The following is a 15,455-nucleotide window of genomic DNA, read 5'->3' on the forward strand; positions in this document are numbered from 1 at the left end:
CGTGGGAGCGTACACCATCAGGACCCCGGCCCGGTGATCGCCACGACGCGCTGGTAGACGGGCTTCTCGGCGCCGCGCAGGGTCAGGGCCAGCGACACGTAGTCGTCCTTGGCCGTGGGCTCGGCGCCGTCGGCCCGGCCGATCCACACCAGCCCGACGTAGTGGCCGAGGGCGTAGCCGCCCGCCTCGGTGTAGCCGCTGCCGGGGAAGGCGGCCTTGGCGCTCTCCAGGGGGAGCGTCCAGCCTCCCCGGTAGAGGGTCTTGAGCGACTCGACCAGCTCGGCCGCCGCCTGCCCGTCGCGCAGGTTGAGCAGGGTGTACTGGCCGACGTAGCGGCCGTCGGCGCTGGTGTAGAGGCCGCGGGCGGCCTGGCTGCACTCGGCGGCGGACACCTGCTCGATCAGCGCCTCCCCCCACAGGGCGGCCGAGCAGTCGGCCTCGATCTTGCTGGCGACCAGCCGGAGCCTGAGCTTCTTCTCCCCGGTGAGCGTCTTCTGGGCGAAGACCTCCTTCGCGGTGAGCGGCTTGGCGTCCTCGGCGCGGTCGGAGATCGGCTCGAACAGCTTGGGCGAGGCCCACCCGTGGAAGGTCTGCGGCAGCGCGGAGCTCGTCTGCGCGATGGCGGCGCCGGTCCGGCTCTCGGGCGTGTAGGAGCCGAGTGAGGCCACCACGACGACGAGCGCGACCGCCGCGGCGAGGACGGCGATCGACGAGGTGACGATGACGAGGAGCTTCTGCCGCTCGGGCCGGACCCCCCAGTCGGTGAGGAGCGGGAACTGCCAGTCGGACCGGGGCGGCCGGGTCCGGCGGCGCCTGCGGCTGCGCTGCGGGCCGGTCACAGCGTCGCGCCTTCGATCGCGTGGCCGAGGGCGAACGTCAGCGCGGCGGCGACGCTGCCGACGACGAGCTGCCGCAACCCGGAGTACCACCAGCTGCGGGCCGTCACAGCGGACACGATCGCGCCCGCGCCGAACAGGGCCAGGCACGACACCACCGCCGACACCCACAGCTCCACGGCGCCGAACAGGTAGGGCAGCAGCGGCAGGGCTGCTCCCAGCCCGAACGACAGGAACGACGAGACGGCCGCCACCTTGGGCTTGGGCAGGTCACGGGGAGTCATGCCCAGCTCGTTGCGGGTGTGGAGCTCCAGCGCCTGCTCGGGGTCGCGGGAGAGCTGCCTGGCCACCTCGGCGGCGAGCGCGGGATCGACGCCCCGGTCGGTGAAGGACCGGGCCAGCTCCTCCAGCTCCTCGTCGGGGTGGTGGGCGAGCTCGCGCGCCTCCACCTTGATCTCCCGCAGGGCCAGCTCCCGCTGGCTGGCGACCGAGACGTACTCGCCGCCCGCCATGGAGAACGCGCCCGCCGCCAGCCCGGCGACGCCCGCGAGCGCGATGATCCCGGGGTCGCCGGTGCCGCCCGCGACCCCGGCGATGAGCGCGAAGTTGGACACCAGGCCGTCCATGGCGCCGAACACGGACGGCCGCAGCCAGCCTCCGGCGACGTCGCGGTGCTGGTGGTGAGCCTCCGCGCGCTCGCTCATCGGCTGTTCTTCTCCTCGGGTACGGCTTCGGAGTCCTGTCCGGGAGCCCGGTCCGCGCCGGAGGCCTCCTCGGTGGCGGGGTCGTCGTCGGGGTCGGCCTGATCGGGCCGGTGCGCCGGATCGGCGTCGTCGTCCGCAGTGGCGTCCGCAGTGGAGTCGGCAGTGGCGTCCGCAGTGGCGTCCGGCCGCGCGACGACGACCTCCTCGGAGGTCTTGTTCCTGGTCACCCAGAAGTAGACGAGGGCGCCGACGAACAGCGCGATGGCGGTGAACTGGTTGATGCGCAGGCCGAGGAACTCGACGGCGTGGTCGACGCCGCCGACCGGGTCGATGCGCAGCCCTTCGATCCAGAACCTGCCCAGCGTGTAACCGGCGACGTAGAGGGCGAACAGCCGCCCGTGGCGCAGCGAGAACCGCTTGCCCGCGTAGATCAGGGCGAAGCCGAGCGCGACGTTCCACAGCGACTCGTACAGGAACGTCGGGTGGTAGAGCACGCCTGGCTCGCCGCCGTGCTGCATGTCGATCTCCAGGCCCCACGGCAGCGTCGTCGGCGAGCCGTACAGCTCCTGGTTGAACCAGTTGCCCCAGCGGCCGATCGCCTGGGCGAAGGCGATGCCTGGCGCGACCGTGTCGGCGACGGCGCTCAGCGACAGGCCGCGCCGGCGGCACGCCAGCCAGACGCCGACGGCGCCCAGCGCGACCGCGCCCCAGATGCCGAGCCCGCCCTCCCAGATGAACAGGGCCTGGATGGGCTCCTTGATCGCGCGGCTGCCGAAGTAGGTCTGCCAGTCGGTGATGACGTGGTAGAGGCGGCCGCCGATCAGGCCGAAGATCACCGCCGGCACGGCGATGTCGATGATCGTGCCCTTCTCGCCGCCGCGAGCGCGCCAGCGGCGCTCGCCCAGCCAGACGGCGACGACCACGCCGAGCACGATGCAGAGCGCGTAGGCCCTGATCGGGATGATTCCGAGATACCAGACCCCCTGGGAGGGGCTGGGAATCGAGGCTAGGAGCATGTCAGGTGAGGGTAGCGGACGCCGCGCTACTTGGCGGCCTCGGTGACGGTTTCGCGCAGCTCCTGAGGCGAGAACGCGACACTGCTGTCGAGCTCGGTGCCGTTGAGCTTCACCGTCGGGGTGCCCTGGATCTTCTGCTCGTCGCCGATCTTCTTGCTGTAGTCGAGCTGGGCCTTGGCGTAGGTCTGGGACGTGACGCAGGTCTCGAAGGCGGGGTCGGTGATGCCGGCGTCCTTGCCCCACTCGACCATCTCGTCGAGCTTGAAGCCCTCACCGACCTCGCTGGGCTGGTGCTCGAAGAGCGTGTCGTGGAAGGCCATCCACTGCGGGCCGTCGGGCACGCAGCGGGAGGCGGCCCCGGCCCGCACCGAGTTGGACTTGGTCGGCTCCTGGGAGAAGATCGTGATCGGGTGGTAGACGACCTTGGCCAGGCCCTCGGCGGCGAGGTTCTTGAACGTGGCGCCGCTGACCCGCTCCAGCTCGCGGCAGGCGGGACACTGGAAGTCCTCGTAGATGTCGATCACCGGCTGGGTCACGCCCTCCTTGGCCATCACCACGGCGCCCTCGGCGTTCACGGTGATCGGCGCCAGCGCCTCGCCGGCCTGCTCGGACTGCGACCTGCTGGCCGCGTACCACCACCCGGCGCCGACGGCGGCCAGCGCGACCACGCCGGCCGTCACGTAGGTGACGAGCTTCTTGCGCCGCTCCCGCACGCGGTCGGCTGCGCGCTGCTGCTCGATCTTCTCACGCGCCGACTTCGCCCGGTCGCCCTTGCCCATCGCCGTTCTCCTCTTCTCCGATCGGATGCTCCAGCCCCGCCAGGCCCAGCGGCCGGTCGAGCGCGACGCGCCCGGGCGGGAATCGCACGATCCAGACGCCCAGCAGCACGAAGCCGAAGTCGCGCAGGATGTCGATGAGGTACGTCGGCTCCTGCCCGGCCCCGAGCTGACCGCCGCCGCCGAAGCAGCCGCAGTCGATGCGCAGCCCGTGGGCCCACGCCCAGGCTATGCCGAAGACGAAGGCCAGCATGAGCAGCGCGGCGACCACGGCGGCCACCCTGGTCATGAGCCCGATGATCAGCAGCACGCCGACCACGATCTCCACGATCGGCAGGCCGTAGCCGACCGTCGTGGCCACCGCGTCGGGCAGCAGCTCGTACGCTCTGACCGCCACGACCGACTCGGACGGGTTGCCTATCTTGAGCCCACCGGCCACGATCAGCACCCCGCCGAGGACCAGCCGGGCGGCGGTCGTCACCCAGGGTATCGCTGATCTGGCGTTGCGTGACGCCTCCGACGCGTTCACGGGCCATCTCCTCTTCCGCTGTGTACCGGGAAAGCGCACAGTACCTTGGATCTATCTGATCACGCTGCCGATAAGACTCGGCTAAGCGCCGATTGCCGCAGGTCGCACGGGACAAGGCGCGTGACAAGGCGCGTGACAAGGTGAAGCCCCCCGGGAGCTCCCGGGGGGCTCGCGGGCCGGGTCAGCCGCGGGCGCGGACTCCCTCGGCCATGTCACGGGCCAGCTTCTGGATCGAGGCGCGGCCCGCGGCCTCGTCGGGCGCGTCCAGGAGGCGGCGGATGAAGGCGGAGCCGACGATGACGCCGTCGGCGTAGCGGGCGACCTCGGCCGCCTGCGCGCCGGTGCCGACGCCGAGGCCGACGCACACGGGCAGGTCGGTGTGGGCGCGGGTGCGCTCCACGAGGCCCTCGGCGGCGACGTTGACCGACTCCCTGGCGCCCGTGACGCCCATGAGCGAGGCGGCGTAGACGAACCCGGTGCAGCAGGCGGCGACCGCCGCGATGCGCTCGTCGGTCGAGCTGGGCGCGACCAGGAACACGGTGTCGATGCCTGCGTCGGCGGACGCCTCGCGCCACGGCCCCGACTCCTCGGGGGTCAGGTCGGGCGTGATGGTGCCGACGCCGCCGGCGTTGGCCAGGTCGCGGGCGAACCGGTCGGCGCCGTAGCGGTCGATCGGGTTCCAGTACGTCATCACGAGCGTGGCCGCGCCGGTGGCCGCCACGCCCTCGACGGTGCGCAGGACGTCGGCGATGCGGGTGCCGTTGACCAGGGCGCGGTGCACCGCGTCCTGGATGGTCGGACCGTCCATCAGCGGGTCGGAGTAGGGCAGGCCGATCTCGATGACGTCGCAGCCGGCCTCGACCAGGGCCGCGGCGGCGGCGACGGCGCCGTCCTTGGTCGGGAAGCCCGCGGGCAGGTAGGCGACGAGGGCGGCCCTGTTGTCCGCCTTGGCCTTGGCGAACACCGTCTGAAGAGTCGTCATTGGTGGTCCTGGTCGTCAGAGGTTGAAGTACTTCATGGCCGTGCCCATGTCCTTGTCGCCGCGCCCCGAGAGGTTGACCAGGATGGTCGCCTCGGGGCCCAGCTCCCGGCCGAGCTCCAGCGCGCCCGCGAGCGCGTGGGAGGACTCGATGGCCGGGATGATGCCCTCGGTCCTGGCCAGCAGCGAGAACGCCGCCATGGCCGCGTCGTCGGTGACGCCGTGGTAGGTGGCCCGGCCGCTGTCCTTGAGCCAGGCGTGCTCGGGGCCCACGCCCGGATAGTCGAGGCCGGCCGAGATCGAGTGGGACTCGATCGTCTGCCCCTCCTCGTCCTGCAGCACGTAGGTGCGCGAGCCGTGGAGCACGCCGACCGTGCCGGCGGTGAGGGTCAGGGCGTGCTCGCCGCTGTCGAGACCCCGGCCCGCGGCCTCGTAGCCGTGGAGCTGGACGCCCTCGTCGCCGACGAAGGCGTGGAAGATGCCGATGGCGTTGCTGCCGCCGCCGACGGCGGCGCACACCGCGGTCGGCAGCGCGCCGGTCAGCTCCAGCATCTGGCGGCGGGCCTCGACACCGATGATGCGGGCGAAGTCGCGCACGATCTCCGGGAACGGGTGCGGGCCCGCGACGGTGCCGAACAGGTAGTGGGTGGTGTCGACGTTGGTGACCCAGTCGCGGAACGCCTCGTTGATGGCGTCCTTGAGCGTCTTGGAGCCGTTGTGGACCGGGACGACGGTGGCGCCGAGCAGCTTCATCCTGGCGACGTTGAGCGCCTGGCGCTCGCAGTCGACCGCGCCCATGTAGATCACGCACTCGAGGCCGAGGAGCGCGGCGGCGGTGGCGGTGGCCACGCCGTGCTGGCCCGCTCCGGTCTCGGCGATGACGCGCTTCTTGCCGAGGCGCTTGGTGAGCAGGGCCTGGCCCAGAACGTTGTTGATCTTGTGGGCGCCGGTGTGGGTGAGGTCCTCGCGCTTGAGTATGACCCGCGCGCCGCCGGCCTGCTCGCTGAAGCGCCGCACGTCGGTGAGCGTGGTGGGCCGGCCCGCGTACGTGCGCAGCAGGTGGTCGAACTCGCGCAGGAACCGCGCGTCGGCGCGCGCCTCGGCGTAGGTGCGGGCGACCTCGTCGAGCGCCGGGATGAGCGCCTCGGGCACGAACCGGCCGCCGAAGATGCCGAACTTGCCGTGCACATCGGGATCGTCGCCGTGGACGCCGTTGCCGGCGAGATCGGCGGCGGTAAGGATCGTGCCTTCGTTTGCCACTGCTATCCCTCTGCTCCGTGATCCGGGCGTGTCGCCGGGTGGGCGCCTGCGGTCACCAGCGCCTCCACGGCCTTGCGCGGGTCCTTGCCGGTGACCAGGCTCTCTCCCACCAGCACCGCGTCGGCGCCCCATCTGGCGTAGGCGAGCAGGTCGTGCGGGCCCCGCACACCCGACTCTGCGATCTTGATGACATTATCGGGGATCTTCGGCCCCAACTTGCTGAAGACGTCGCGGTCGACTTCGAGAGTTTTGAGATTGCGGGCGTTGACCCCGATGACGCGGGCGCCCGCCGAGACGGCCCGGTCGAGCTCCTCCTCGGTGTGGACCTCGACGAGCGGGGTGAGCCCGATGGACTCGGCGCGCTCGATCAGCGACACCAGCGCCTCCTGCTCCAGGCAGACGACCATGAGCAGCGCCAGGTCGGCGCCGTGGGCCCGGGCCTCCCAGAGCTGGTAGGAGGTGAGGATGAAGTCCTTGCGCAGGATGGGGATGTCGACCCGGGCGCGCACGGCGGCCAGGTCGTCGAGGCTGCCGCCGAACTTGTGCCGCTCGGTCAGCACGCTGATCACGTGGGCGCCGCCCGCCTCGTAGTCGGCCGCCAGCGCCGCCGGGTCGGCGATCGCGGCCAGCGCACCCTTGGACGGGCTGGAACGCTTCACCTCGGCGATCACCGAGACCCGGTCGCCGCCCAGCGCGGCGAGCGCGTCGCGGGGGGCCGGCGCCCGCTCGGCGCGCTGCTTGAGCTCGCCGAGTGACACGGTCTGCTGGCGTGCGGCGAGATCGGCACGCACCCCGTCGAGGATGTCGTCGAGGACACTAGGTCCTTCCGTCCGCTCACTCACGCGCTTAGGGTCCCTCCGGTCGGCAGTGGGGGTGGAGACCGGTAGTTCGCAAGGCGTCCGCTCCCGGCCCCGTACTCTGCGATGGTATCGGCCCCGGCGAGGTCGGCTCGCCACAGGGGGGTTGACTAGGGAGCCAGGAACACCCCGAATGGGAGATTGCGGACGACCCAATAAAGAATCACCATTGCCAGGAACGCCCACAGGTAAGCGGGGTGGGCGAGCGTGGTGCGCCGCGGTCTGCCGCGCCACGCGTTCACCATCCACCGTCCCCACCAGAACAGCAGGAAGGGGACCATCGCCAGGGCCAGCGGGTTCAGGCCGAGCGCCGTCACCGGGTCGAGATGGGCGAGTGCGTGGATGGTGCGCAGCGTGCCGCACCCGGGGCAGTAGAGGCCCGTCGCCCACAGGAAGGGGCAGGTCGGGTAGTTGCCCGGCTGGTTGGGGTCGATCGTGCCGACGACCGCGAAGACGGCGCCGGCGGCCGCGGCCACACCGAGCGGCGCGAGCACTGCCTTGAGCCGGTCAGCGCCGCGCCGATCGAGGTTCGCGTCGGTCATGGTTATTTAGTACGTGCCATAGGTGGTCGTGACGCTCGCGGCGATGATCATGAAGAAGACGATGTAGCCCACGATGATGAGGGCGTACATCGCGATGCCCGCGATCAGCGACCGCTTCCACCAGGTCTTGGCCTCCTCGGACGCGGCCATGGCACCCTGCATGTCGCCGATCTGCCACTTCTGGTTGACCTGCGTCGACTTGACGATCGAGACGATGCCCAGGGGCAGGCAGCAGAACAGGGTCGTCAGGATGGCGGCGACCAGGTGGTTGTCCGGCGGGGTGCCGTATCCGCCGGGCTGCTGGCCGTAGCCGGGAGGCGGACCGCCGTAGCCGCCGCCGCTCGGCGGCTGCTCGCCGTAACCGCCGTAACCGCCACCGCTCGGGGGCTGCTGACCGTAGCCACCGCCGCTCGGGGGCTGCTGGCCGTAGCCGCCACCGCTGGGCGGCTGCTGACCGTAACCACCGCCGCTGGGCGGCTGCTGACCGTAGCCGCCACCGCTCGGGGGCTGCTGACCGTAACCGCCACCGGGCGGCTGGGCGCCATATCCGCCGTCGCCCTGGTTTCCGTAACTCATGTCCCTTTAACTCCTCATATCGTTAGTTCGTGGTGAGGTGCGCGCGGCAGCCTAGCGACAAACCATGGGCGACATGCAATAACGTTCAGCTTGCGGACAACTTGTAATCCGCCTGCAAAACTTCAGTAACCGGCCGACGCGGTCGCGGCGGGACCGGGCAGCGTCACCATCATGCCGCCGGCGGCCTGGGCGGACAGGCCCGGAGAGACATCCGTACGTGAACGAACTCAGCGCGATTCGGTGGGGTCGTCCCCGCGGTCGAGCGCGTCCCACAGGGCCCTGTCACCGTCGGCCTGGGGCCGGGGGCGGTCGGCCGCTCGCTCGTACCGGTCGGACATGCCGGCCCACCTGCCGCCGCGGATGACGGCGAGGACCCCGCCGGCCAGCATCAGCAGCGCGCCCAGCCCGGCGGCGGCGGGCCACGCTGTCACGACGTCCCACTCCAGCGGGCCCGCCGCGCTGAGCACGTTGTGCCCGCGCAGCCAGGTCTCGATCCCGGCCCGGCCGGTGGCGCCCCACGCCGCGGCCGCCGCGCCGATGCCGCACAGCGCCAGCAGGGCGCCGACGACGCGCCGTCCGGCGCCCTTGGTGGCCAGCACGGCGACGACCCCGGCCAGCCCCGCCAGGGCGAGCGGGGTCAGCACCGGGCTCAGGTCACCGCCGGTGGGGACCGTCAGCTCGCCGCTCGCCCGTACGCCGTCCACCCAGGGGCGGCCCGCGGCGAGCAGCACCAGGAGGCAGCCCGCGGCCGTGAGCGCCACCCACAGCCACAGCTCCCGCCGGCCCGCGCCCTGCCCGGAGCCCATCTACCGCTCCGCGGGCGCGGCGGCGGCGCCCTGGACGGCCTGCAGCCGGTCGGCGTCGAAGCAGGTGCGGTCGCCGGTGTGGCAGGCCGCGCCGACCTGGTCGACCCGGACCAGCAAGGTGTCGCCGTCGCAGTCGAGCGCGACCTCTCGCACGTACTGGACATGACCGGACGTGTCGCCCTTGACCCAGTATTCCTGGCGGCTGCGGGACCAGTACGTGGCCCTGCCGGTGGTGAGCGTGCGATGCAGCGCCTCGTCGTCCATCCAGGCGAGCATGAGCACCTCACCGGTGTCGTGCTGCTGGACGATCGCGGGCACCAGCCCGTCGCCGTCGCGCTTCAGTCTCGCGGCGATCTCGGGATCAAGCGGCATGCCGCCATTCAACCAGCCCCGCGGCGCGCTCCCGCACTCCCCCGTGCCGTGCGCCCTCCCCGTGAGCTCCAGGACGCGCGCGAAGTCAGTCGAGGGCCTGGGAGAGGGTGTCGTAGATGGGGAAGAGCGGGGCCAGGTTGGTGCGGCGGAGCCGGCGCAGGACCTGGCCGTCCGGTGCGACCAGCGCCATGGTGCCGTCGCGTTCGCGCAGGGCGGCGAGCTGGCGCACCAGCACGCCCAGGCCGGTGGTGTCGATGAAGGTCAGCCTGCTGAGGTCGACGACCAGGCGCGGGCCGTGCGCCCGCACCGCCTCGGCGAGGCACGTGCGCACCTCCGACACGTTGTCCGCGTCGACCTCGCCGGCCAGGCTGACCACGGTCCGCTCGCCGTGTTTCCGGCGAGTCATCTGCAGCAGTTCCAACGCCATGCTCCTCACGCCCTGTGACAAGGCGGCCCGCGTCGAAGCTACACCTTTCCTTGGTCCGTCACTGACTGTTTTACGGAGAACGCACTGCGTGATATCGCTCCGACCGGTATCTTCGAGACCACGCCGATAGGGAGCGCATCGTGGTCCGTGTCACCGGCTCCGCCCTCGACCCCGACCTGGGCGACCACGTATGCCTGCCGTTCCTCGGCGACCGGGAGCGGCGGGCCGCGACCCGGCTGTTCACGCTCAACGGGCTGCGCCGCCGCACCAAGGTGCTGATCATCACGCACGCCGACTCCCCCGACCGCACGCGGGCGTGGCTGACGCCGCTGGTGCCGGGGTTCCGCGAGGCGGAGTCGGCCGGGCGGATCGAGATCGCCGGCACGCGTCTGACCGGCGGCCGGCCGGATCCCTGCCGGGCGCTCGACCGGCTGGAGGCCGCCGGGGAGCGGGCTCTCGCCCAGGGCTACCGAGGGCTGTACGCGCTGGTCGACGCCTCGTGGGGAGTGCACGACCCGCCGGGGCAGGTGGCGTCCGAGTCGGCGGTGAACGCGCTGTTCGGGCGGTGCGGGCTGGCGGCCGTCTGCCAGTACGACCGGGCGCTGTTCCCGTGTGAGGCGCTCGACAGGGTGACGGGCGTGCACCCGATCTCGCCGGAGCAGGCGCTGCTGCGGTACGCCGCCACGTCGTCGCCGCCGGGGCTGCGGCTGCGGGGCGACGTCGACCTGACGAACCGCCAGGCGTTCGCCTCGATCCTGGCGCCGCTGCGGGCCGAGCGGGACGAGGTCGTGATCGACGCCACGGAGCTGGACTTCATCGACGCGGGCTCGGCGCAGCTGCTGGTGGCGATGGCCCTGGCCAGGAGGCCGGGGCGGACGGTGGTGGCGTGCGGCAGCCCGCTGGCGCGGCTGCTGCGCCTGCTGAAGGCGGGCGACGCCCTCGGCGTGCGCCCGGCCGGTGATGTGTAGGCAGATACTCTCGCAGACTTTCGCGCGCGGCCGGATCACGCTGCTGCGCAAGATGGTCACGGCCCGCGCCGCCCAGGAGGGGCTGGCGGGCCGGCGGCTGGAGGACTTCGTGGTGGCGGTCAACGAGGTGACCACGAACGCGGTCCTGCACGGCGGGGGCGGCGGGCGGCTGCGCCTGTGGTGGCAGCACGGGCGGCTGTGGTGCGAGGTCGCCGACGACGGCCCCGGCCTGCCGCCGGGCTGGTCCACCGCCTCGCCCCCGCCCGCCGCGTTCGAGGCGGGCGGGCGCGGCCTGTGGCTCACGCGGCTCCTGTGCGAGCAGCTCACGATCGTCTCGGGTCCCGGCGGTACGACGGTGACCTTCGCGGCGTCGTGAGCCGGTCAGGAGCGGGCGGCGGAGATCCAGGAGGCGTGCAGGTCGGCGTACACGCCCGGCTCGCCGACCAGCTCCGCGTGCGGGCCGCGCTGGACGAGCCGGCCGCCGTCGAAGACGAGGACCTCGTCGGCGTTCTCGGCGGTGGACAGGCGGTGCGCGATGGTGACGGCGGTGCGTCCGCGGGTGACGCCTTCCAGGGCCCGGGCCAGCCGCACCTCGGTGGCCGGGTCGACGGCCGAGGTCGCCTCGTCGAGCAGCAGCAGGTCGGGGTCGGCCAGGTAGGCGCGGGCCAGCGCGACGAGCTGGCGCTCGCCCGCCGACAGCGACTCGCCGCGCTGGCCGACCGGGGTGTCGAGGCCGGCGGGCAGGCCTTCCAGCCAGTCGGCCAGGCCCAGCTCGGTGAGGGCGAGCGTGATCTCCTCACGGGTGGCCGACGGCTTGCCGTACAGGATGTTCTCCTGGAGCGTGCCGTCGAACAGGAAGCCGTCCTGCGGCACCATGACGATGCGCTCACGCAGCGAGGAGAAGCGGACGCCGCGCAGGTCGTGCCCGTCGACGAGGACGCGGCCCGAGACCGGGTCCATGAGACGGGTGAGCAGCTTGGCGAAGGTGGTCTTGCCCGAACCGGTCTCACCGACGACGGCGAGGCGTGAGCGGGGCGGGATGTCCACGGTGACCTCGCGCAGCACGGGCGGGCCGCCGGGATAGGCGAAGGTGACGTCCTCGAAGGCGACGGAGATGGGGCCGCGCGGCGGCGCGGTGCCGTCGTCGCCGGGGTCGGCCACGTCGGCGGGCGTGTCGATGACACCGAGCACCCGCCGCCAGCCCGCGATGGCGTTCTGCGCCTCGTTGAGCACTTCCGTGGCGGTCTGCATCGGCGCCACGAACAGCGTGATGAGGAACAGGAAGGCGACCAGCTGTCCGGCGGTGATGTCACCCGACAGGCCGAGCCGCACGCCGAGCAGCACGATCCCGGCGATGGCCAGGGCCGCCACGATCTCCGTCAGCGGGAACACGAACCCGACGATGGTCTGCGCCTTGACCTGGGCGGCCTTGTTGGCGTCCACGGCCTGGTCGATGCGCTCGGCGGTGCGCCGCTCGGTGGCGTAGGCGCGGATCACGGCGGCGCCCACGACGGACTCGCTGACCGCGGCCAGCATGTCGCCGGTGCGCTCGCGCACCCGGGTGTAGGCGGCCGACAGCCAGCGCTGGAAGCGCGGCAACGCGATCATCAACGGCACGAAGCAGGCCCACACCAGCAGCGTGAGCTGCCAGGAGTAGACGAACATCAGCACGGAGGCGATGATCAGCTGCCCGAAGGCCATGATGATCATCAGCCCGCCCCACTGCATGAACGTGCTGATCTGGTCGATGTCGTTGGTGACGCGCGAGACCAGGGCGCCGCGCCGCTCGGTGTTCTGGGTGAGCACGGACAGGTCGTGCACGTGCCGGAAGCCGCGCACCCGCAGCGTGGCCAGCGACGACTCGGTCGCCTTGTAGAGGCGGACGTTCATCAGGTACGCGGCCGCCGCGGTCAGCAGCACCGCCATGGCGCACACCGCGACCATCCGGGTGATGTACGGCAGATCCGGATGGCCGGTGGCGATCCCGGTGTCGATGGTCTGCTGCACGGCCAGCGGAACGATGATCTTGCCGCTGGTCGCGATCACGGCCAGCACCAGCGTGACCCCCAGGCCCTTGCGGAACTCGGGGGTCAGCGACAGTCCTTGCCGGACCACGCCCCAGGCGGATCTCTCGGCACCGGCGCCGATGCGCCCGCTTTCGACGGTCATGCGCTGATCTCTTCCTCTTCGAGACCGGGCCGCCGGTCGGTGTCCGTGTTTGTGTCCGTGTCTGTGTCGAGCGTGGCCCGTTCCAGCTCCTCGCGCTCGTAGGCGGTCACCAGGTCGCGGTAGCCGGGGCAGCGGTCCAGCAGTTCCGCGTGGGTGCCGCGGTCGGCGACCCGGCCCCGGTCGAGGAAGACGACCTCGTCGGCGAGCGCGATCGTGGCCATCCGGTAGGCGACGACCACGACGGTCGACGCCTGCGACCGGTCTCGCAGCCCGTACAGGATCCTGGCTTCGACCTGCGGGTCGACGCTGGACGTGGCGTCGTCGAGTATGAGCAGGCGGGGCTCGCGGACGACCGCCCTGGCCAGCGCGAGGCGCTGACGCTGGCCGCCGGACAGGGTGGTGCCGCGCTCGCCGACGTGGGTGCCGAGGCCGTCGCCGAGCCCGGCGACGAAGCCGTCGGCCTGCGCCAGGCGCAGCGCCCGCCACACCCGCTCGTCGTCGACGGGCAGGCCGAGCGCGATGTTGCCGCGTACGGTGTCGTCGAAGAGGAACGTCTGCTGCGGCACCAGCGCCACCGACTCGGCGATGCCGCCGTAGGGCAGGTCGCGCAGGTCCACGCCGTCGAGCCGGACCTGGCCCGAGGCGGGGTCCACGAGGCGGACCAGGAGCTGCACCAGCGTGGACTTGCCGGAGCCGGTGGGCCCGACCAGGGCGACGGTGCGCCCGGCGGGCACGTCGAAGCTGACCTCGTGCAGCACCTCGGTGTCGCCGTAGGCGTAGGAGACGTCCTTGACCTCCAGGGACGCGGGGCCGTCGGGCCGGGACGCGGTCTCGCCGTAGGTCATGGAGCCCTCGGCGTCCAGCACGGCCTGCACCCGGCCCCAGCCGACGACGCTGCGCGGCAGCTCGGCCAGCACCCAGCCGAGCGCCCTGATCGGGAACGACAGCAGCGTGAACAGGTAGGCGACCTGGACGAGCTGCCCGGAGTCGATCGAGCCGGTGGACAGCCGCAGCGCGCCGACGGCCAGGACGGCGAGCACGCCGAGCGTCGGCAGCGCCTCCAGCAAGGGGTCGAACAGGCCGCGCACCTTGCCGACGGCGATGTTGGCGTCGCGCAGCTCGTGGGCGCGACGGCGGAACCGGTCGGTCTCCAGCTCCTCCCTGCCGAGCGTCTTGACGACGAGCGCGCCATCGAAGCTCTCGTGGGCGATCTCGCTCACCTCGGCCCGGAGCTGCTGGGCGCGGGTCACGAGAGGGCTGAGCCGGCGCTGGTAGACGAGGTTCAGCAGCGCGATGGCCGGGAAGATGAAGAAACCGACCAGGGCGAGCATGAGGTCGGTGAACAGGATGCCGATCGCCGCGGTGAACAGCATGACGACGACGCCGACGGCCATCGGCAGCGGCGCCAGCGGCGCCCACGCGGCCTCGGCGTCGGAGCTGGCGTTCGACAGCAGCTGGCCGGTGGGGTGGCGGTGGTGCCAGGACAACGGCAGGCGCAGATACTGCTTGGTGACGTCGCGGCGGGAGCGGGCCTGCATGCGATACTGCATCAGCCCGGCCAGGATGCGCCGCCCGGCCACGCCCAGGGCCTTGAGCAGGGCGGTCCCCATGATGAGCAGCACGCCGGTCCAGAGCGCGCCGGTGGTGACCTCCCCCCGGTCGAACGCGGCGAGCACGACGTTCTGGGTCGCCCAGCCGAGCGCCCAGGCCGAGGCGACGGTCATCCCGCCGTAGACGGCGCTCGCCAGCACGGCGAAGGTGAACACCACCTTCTCGGTGCGAATGGCCACCCCAAGGACGCGAAGCCCTTGACGCATGACGGCCGAGGTGACCTTGTTCGCCACTCGGAAAATTCCTTTCACACCCGACGTTTCTACGTAAGTCACTATCACGTCTGATCGCCCCGTTATTCCCACAGGTAGGGTTGACGATGTGACTCACGCCCGTAGCGAACGCGCCGCACTCTGCGACCTGCTCGACCAGCTCGGCCCCGGAGAGCCGACCCTCTGTGAGGGCTGGGACACCTACGACCTGGCCGCGCACCTGGCGCTGCGCGAGCGCCGGCCCGACGCGATGCCGGGCATCGCGGTGCGCGCGCTGGCCGGCCACACGGCTTCGGTGCAGCGCGGGCTGAAGGCCAAGCACCCGTTCCCCGCGCTGGTCGCCCTGGTGCGCAAGCCCGGCGGCGTGTACGGGCTGCTGCCGTTCCTCGACACGGCGGTCAACACCATGGAGTTCTTCGTCCACCACGAGGACGTGCGGCGCGCCCAGCCGGGCTGGGAGCCGCGCGAGCTGCCCGCCGACTTCGAGGACCTGATCTGGAAGCGGCTGTCGGCCATGGCGAAGATGATGCTGCGCCGCGCCCCCGTCGGCGTGGTGCTCCACCGCCGGGGCGGCGGCGGGGCCAGGTCCGTGGTCCTGGGCGGCGCCCAGCAGGGTCCCAAGGTCGAGGTGAGCGGAACGGCGAGCGAACTGTTGCTTTTCTGCTTCGGCCGCCAGGCGCATTCCCGGGCCGAGCTGAGCGGCGACGCCGACGCGATCGAGCGGCTGAGGAGCGCCCGGCTGGGCGTCTGACCAGGGGCGGGGCATGGTGACGAGGGTCACGGCACACCCTCACCTGCGACGCCGGAAAACCCTT

At 71.9% G+C, this 15,455-nt stretch carries 18 protein-coding genes; 3 read left to right on the forward strand and 15 right to left on the reverse strand.

Annotated elements, in window-relative coordinates; genetic code table 11:
- Positions 1–17: 17 nt before the first annotated feature.
- The 13 genes from ACIBF7_RS12480 to ACIBF7_RS12540 form a co-directional block, all read right to left on the reverse strand.
- Entirely contained in the window at positions 18–839 is an 822-nt protein-coding gene (locus ACIBF7_RS12480; RefSeq protein WP_219543448.1) for a hypothetical protein, read from the reverse strand.
- On the reverse strand, positions 836–1,540 hold the full coding sequence (locus ACIBF7_RS12485) for a VIT1/CCC1 transporter family protein (protein ID WP_219543447.1): 705 nt from the start codon (positions 1,538–1,540) through the stop codon (positions 836–838). Before ACIBF7_RS12485 ends, ACIBF7_RS12480 begins: the two co-directional genes overlap by 4 nt.
- Positions 1,537–2,556 (reverse strand): prolipoprotein diacylglyceryl transferase, encoded by a 1,020-nt coding sequence (gene lgt, locus ACIBF7_RS12490; RefSeq protein ID WP_148032625.1) that lies wholly within the window; start codon positions 2,554–2,556, stop codon positions 1,537–1,539. The genes ACIBF7_RS12485 and lgt overlap by 4 nt, the downstream gene beginning before the upstream one ends.
- A 26-nt stretch (positions 2,557–2,582) precedes the next feature.
- Positions 2,583–3,335, reverse strand: a complete 753-nt coding sequence (locus ACIBF7_RS12495) for a thioredoxin domain-containing protein (RefSeq protein WP_148032626.1) — start codon at positions 3,333–3,335, stop codon at positions 2,583–2,585.
- Complete coding sequence (locus ACIBF7_RS12500) at positions 3,301–3,861, reverse strand: DoxX family protein (protein WP_261808664.1); 561 nt, start codon at positions 3,859–3,861, stop codon at positions 3,301–3,303. Before ACIBF7_RS12500 ends, ACIBF7_RS12495 begins: the two co-directional genes overlap by 35 nt.
- Before the next feature lie 181 nt (positions 3,862–4,042).
- Complete coding sequence (trpA, locus tag ACIBF7_RS12505) at positions 4,043–4,843, reverse strand: tryptophan synthase subunit alpha (RefSeq protein ID WP_148032627.1); 801 nt, start codon at positions 4,841–4,843, stop codon at positions 4,043–4,045.
- Positions 4,844–4,858: 15 nt separating this feature from the next.
- A complete protein-coding gene (gene trpB, locus ACIBF7_RS12510) occupies positions 4,859–6,082 on the reverse strand; it encodes a tryptophan synthase subunit beta (protein WP_148034733.1) in 1,224 nt (407 codons plus the stop codon).
- 20 nt (positions 6,083–6,102) lie between these two features.
- On the reverse strand, positions 6,103–6,942 hold the full coding sequence (gene trpC / locus ACIBF7_RS12515; RefSeq protein WP_148032628.1) for an indole-3-glycerol phosphate synthase TrpC: 840 nt from the start codon (positions 6,940–6,942) through the stop codon (positions 6,103–6,105).
- 125 nt (positions 6,943–7,067) lie between these two features.
- Positions 7,068–7,499 carry a DUF2752 domain-containing protein gene (locus ACIBF7_RS12520; RefSeq protein WP_148032629.1) on the reverse strand — a complete coding sequence of 144 codons (432 nt, stop codon included), beginning with the start codon at positions 7,497–7,499 and terminating at the stop codon, positions 7,068–7,070.
- 6 nt (positions 7,500–7,505) lie between these two features.
- On the reverse strand, positions 7,506–8,075 hold the full coding sequence (locus ACIBF7_RS12525) for a CD225/dispanin family protein (protein ID WP_148032630.1): 570 nt from the start codon (positions 8,073–8,075) through the stop codon (positions 7,506–7,508).
- Positions 8,076–8,302: 227 nt separating this feature from the next.
- A complete protein-coding gene (locus tag ACIBF7_RS12530) occupies positions 8,303–8,881 on the reverse strand; it encodes a Trp biosynthesis-associated membrane protein (RefSeq protein ID WP_271278721.1) in 579 nt (192 codons plus the stop codon).
- Positions 8,882–9,253 (reverse strand): phosphoribosyl-AMP cyclohydrolase, encoded by a 372-nt coding sequence (hisI, locus tag ACIBF7_RS12535; RefSeq protein WP_219543443.1) that lies wholly within the window; start codon positions 9,251–9,253, stop codon positions 8,882–8,884.
- Between the two features lie 85 nt (positions 9,254–9,338).
- On the reverse strand, positions 9,339–9,680 hold the full coding sequence (locus ACIBF7_RS12540; RefSeq protein WP_148032633.1) for an STAS domain-containing protein: 342 nt from the start codon (positions 9,678–9,680) through the stop codon (positions 9,339–9,341).
- Between the two features lie 140 nt (positions 9,681–9,820).
- On the opposite strand from ACIBF7_RS12540, the gene ACIBF7_RS12545 reads away from it, so the two are divergent.
- Complete coding sequence (locus ACIBF7_RS12545; RefSeq protein WP_148032634.1) at positions 9,821–10,648, forward strand: MEDS domain-containing protein; 828 nt, start codon at positions 9,821–9,823, stop codon at positions 10,646–10,648.
- A complete protein-coding gene (locus tag ACIBF7_RS12550) occupies positions 10,641–11,024 on the forward strand; it encodes an ATP-binding protein (RefSeq protein ID WP_148032635.1) in 384 nt (127 codons plus the stop codon). The genes ACIBF7_RS12545 and ACIBF7_RS12550 overlap by 8 nt, the downstream gene beginning before the upstream one ends.
- Before the next feature lie 5 nt (positions 11,025–11,029).
- On the opposite strand, the gene ACIBF7_RS12555 is transcribed toward ACIBF7_RS12550, so the two are convergent.
- On the reverse strand, positions 11,030–12,817 hold the full coding sequence (locus tag ACIBF7_RS12555; protein WP_148032636.1) for an ABC transporter ATP-binding protein: 1,788 nt from the start codon (positions 12,815–12,817) through the stop codon (positions 11,030–11,032).
- Positions 12,814–14,634: an ABC transporter ATP-binding protein gene (locus tag ACIBF7_RS12560; RefSeq protein WP_397197257.1), complete on the reverse strand. Its 1,821-nt coding sequence runs from the start codon at positions 14,632–14,634 to the stop codon at positions 12,814–12,816. Before ACIBF7_RS12560 ends, ACIBF7_RS12555 begins: the two co-directional genes overlap by 4 nt.
- Positions 14,635–14,749: 115 nt before the next feature.
- Here ACIBF7_RS12560 and ACIBF7_RS12565 point away from each other — a divergent pair, with 115 nt between their 5' ends.
- Positions 14,750–15,391 (forward strand): TIGR03085 family metal-binding protein, encoded by a 642-nt coding sequence (locus tag ACIBF7_RS12565; protein WP_219543440.1) that lies wholly within the window; start codon positions 14,750–14,752, stop codon positions 15,389–15,391.
- The last annotated feature ends 64 nt before the right edge of the window (positions 15,392–15,455 follow it).

It is taken from the genome of Nonomuraea sp. NPDC050478 (genome assembly GCF_044458265.1).
GTDB lineage: Bacteria > Actinomycetota > Actinomycetes > Streptosporangiales > Streptosporangiaceae > Nonomuraea > Nonomuraea ferruginea.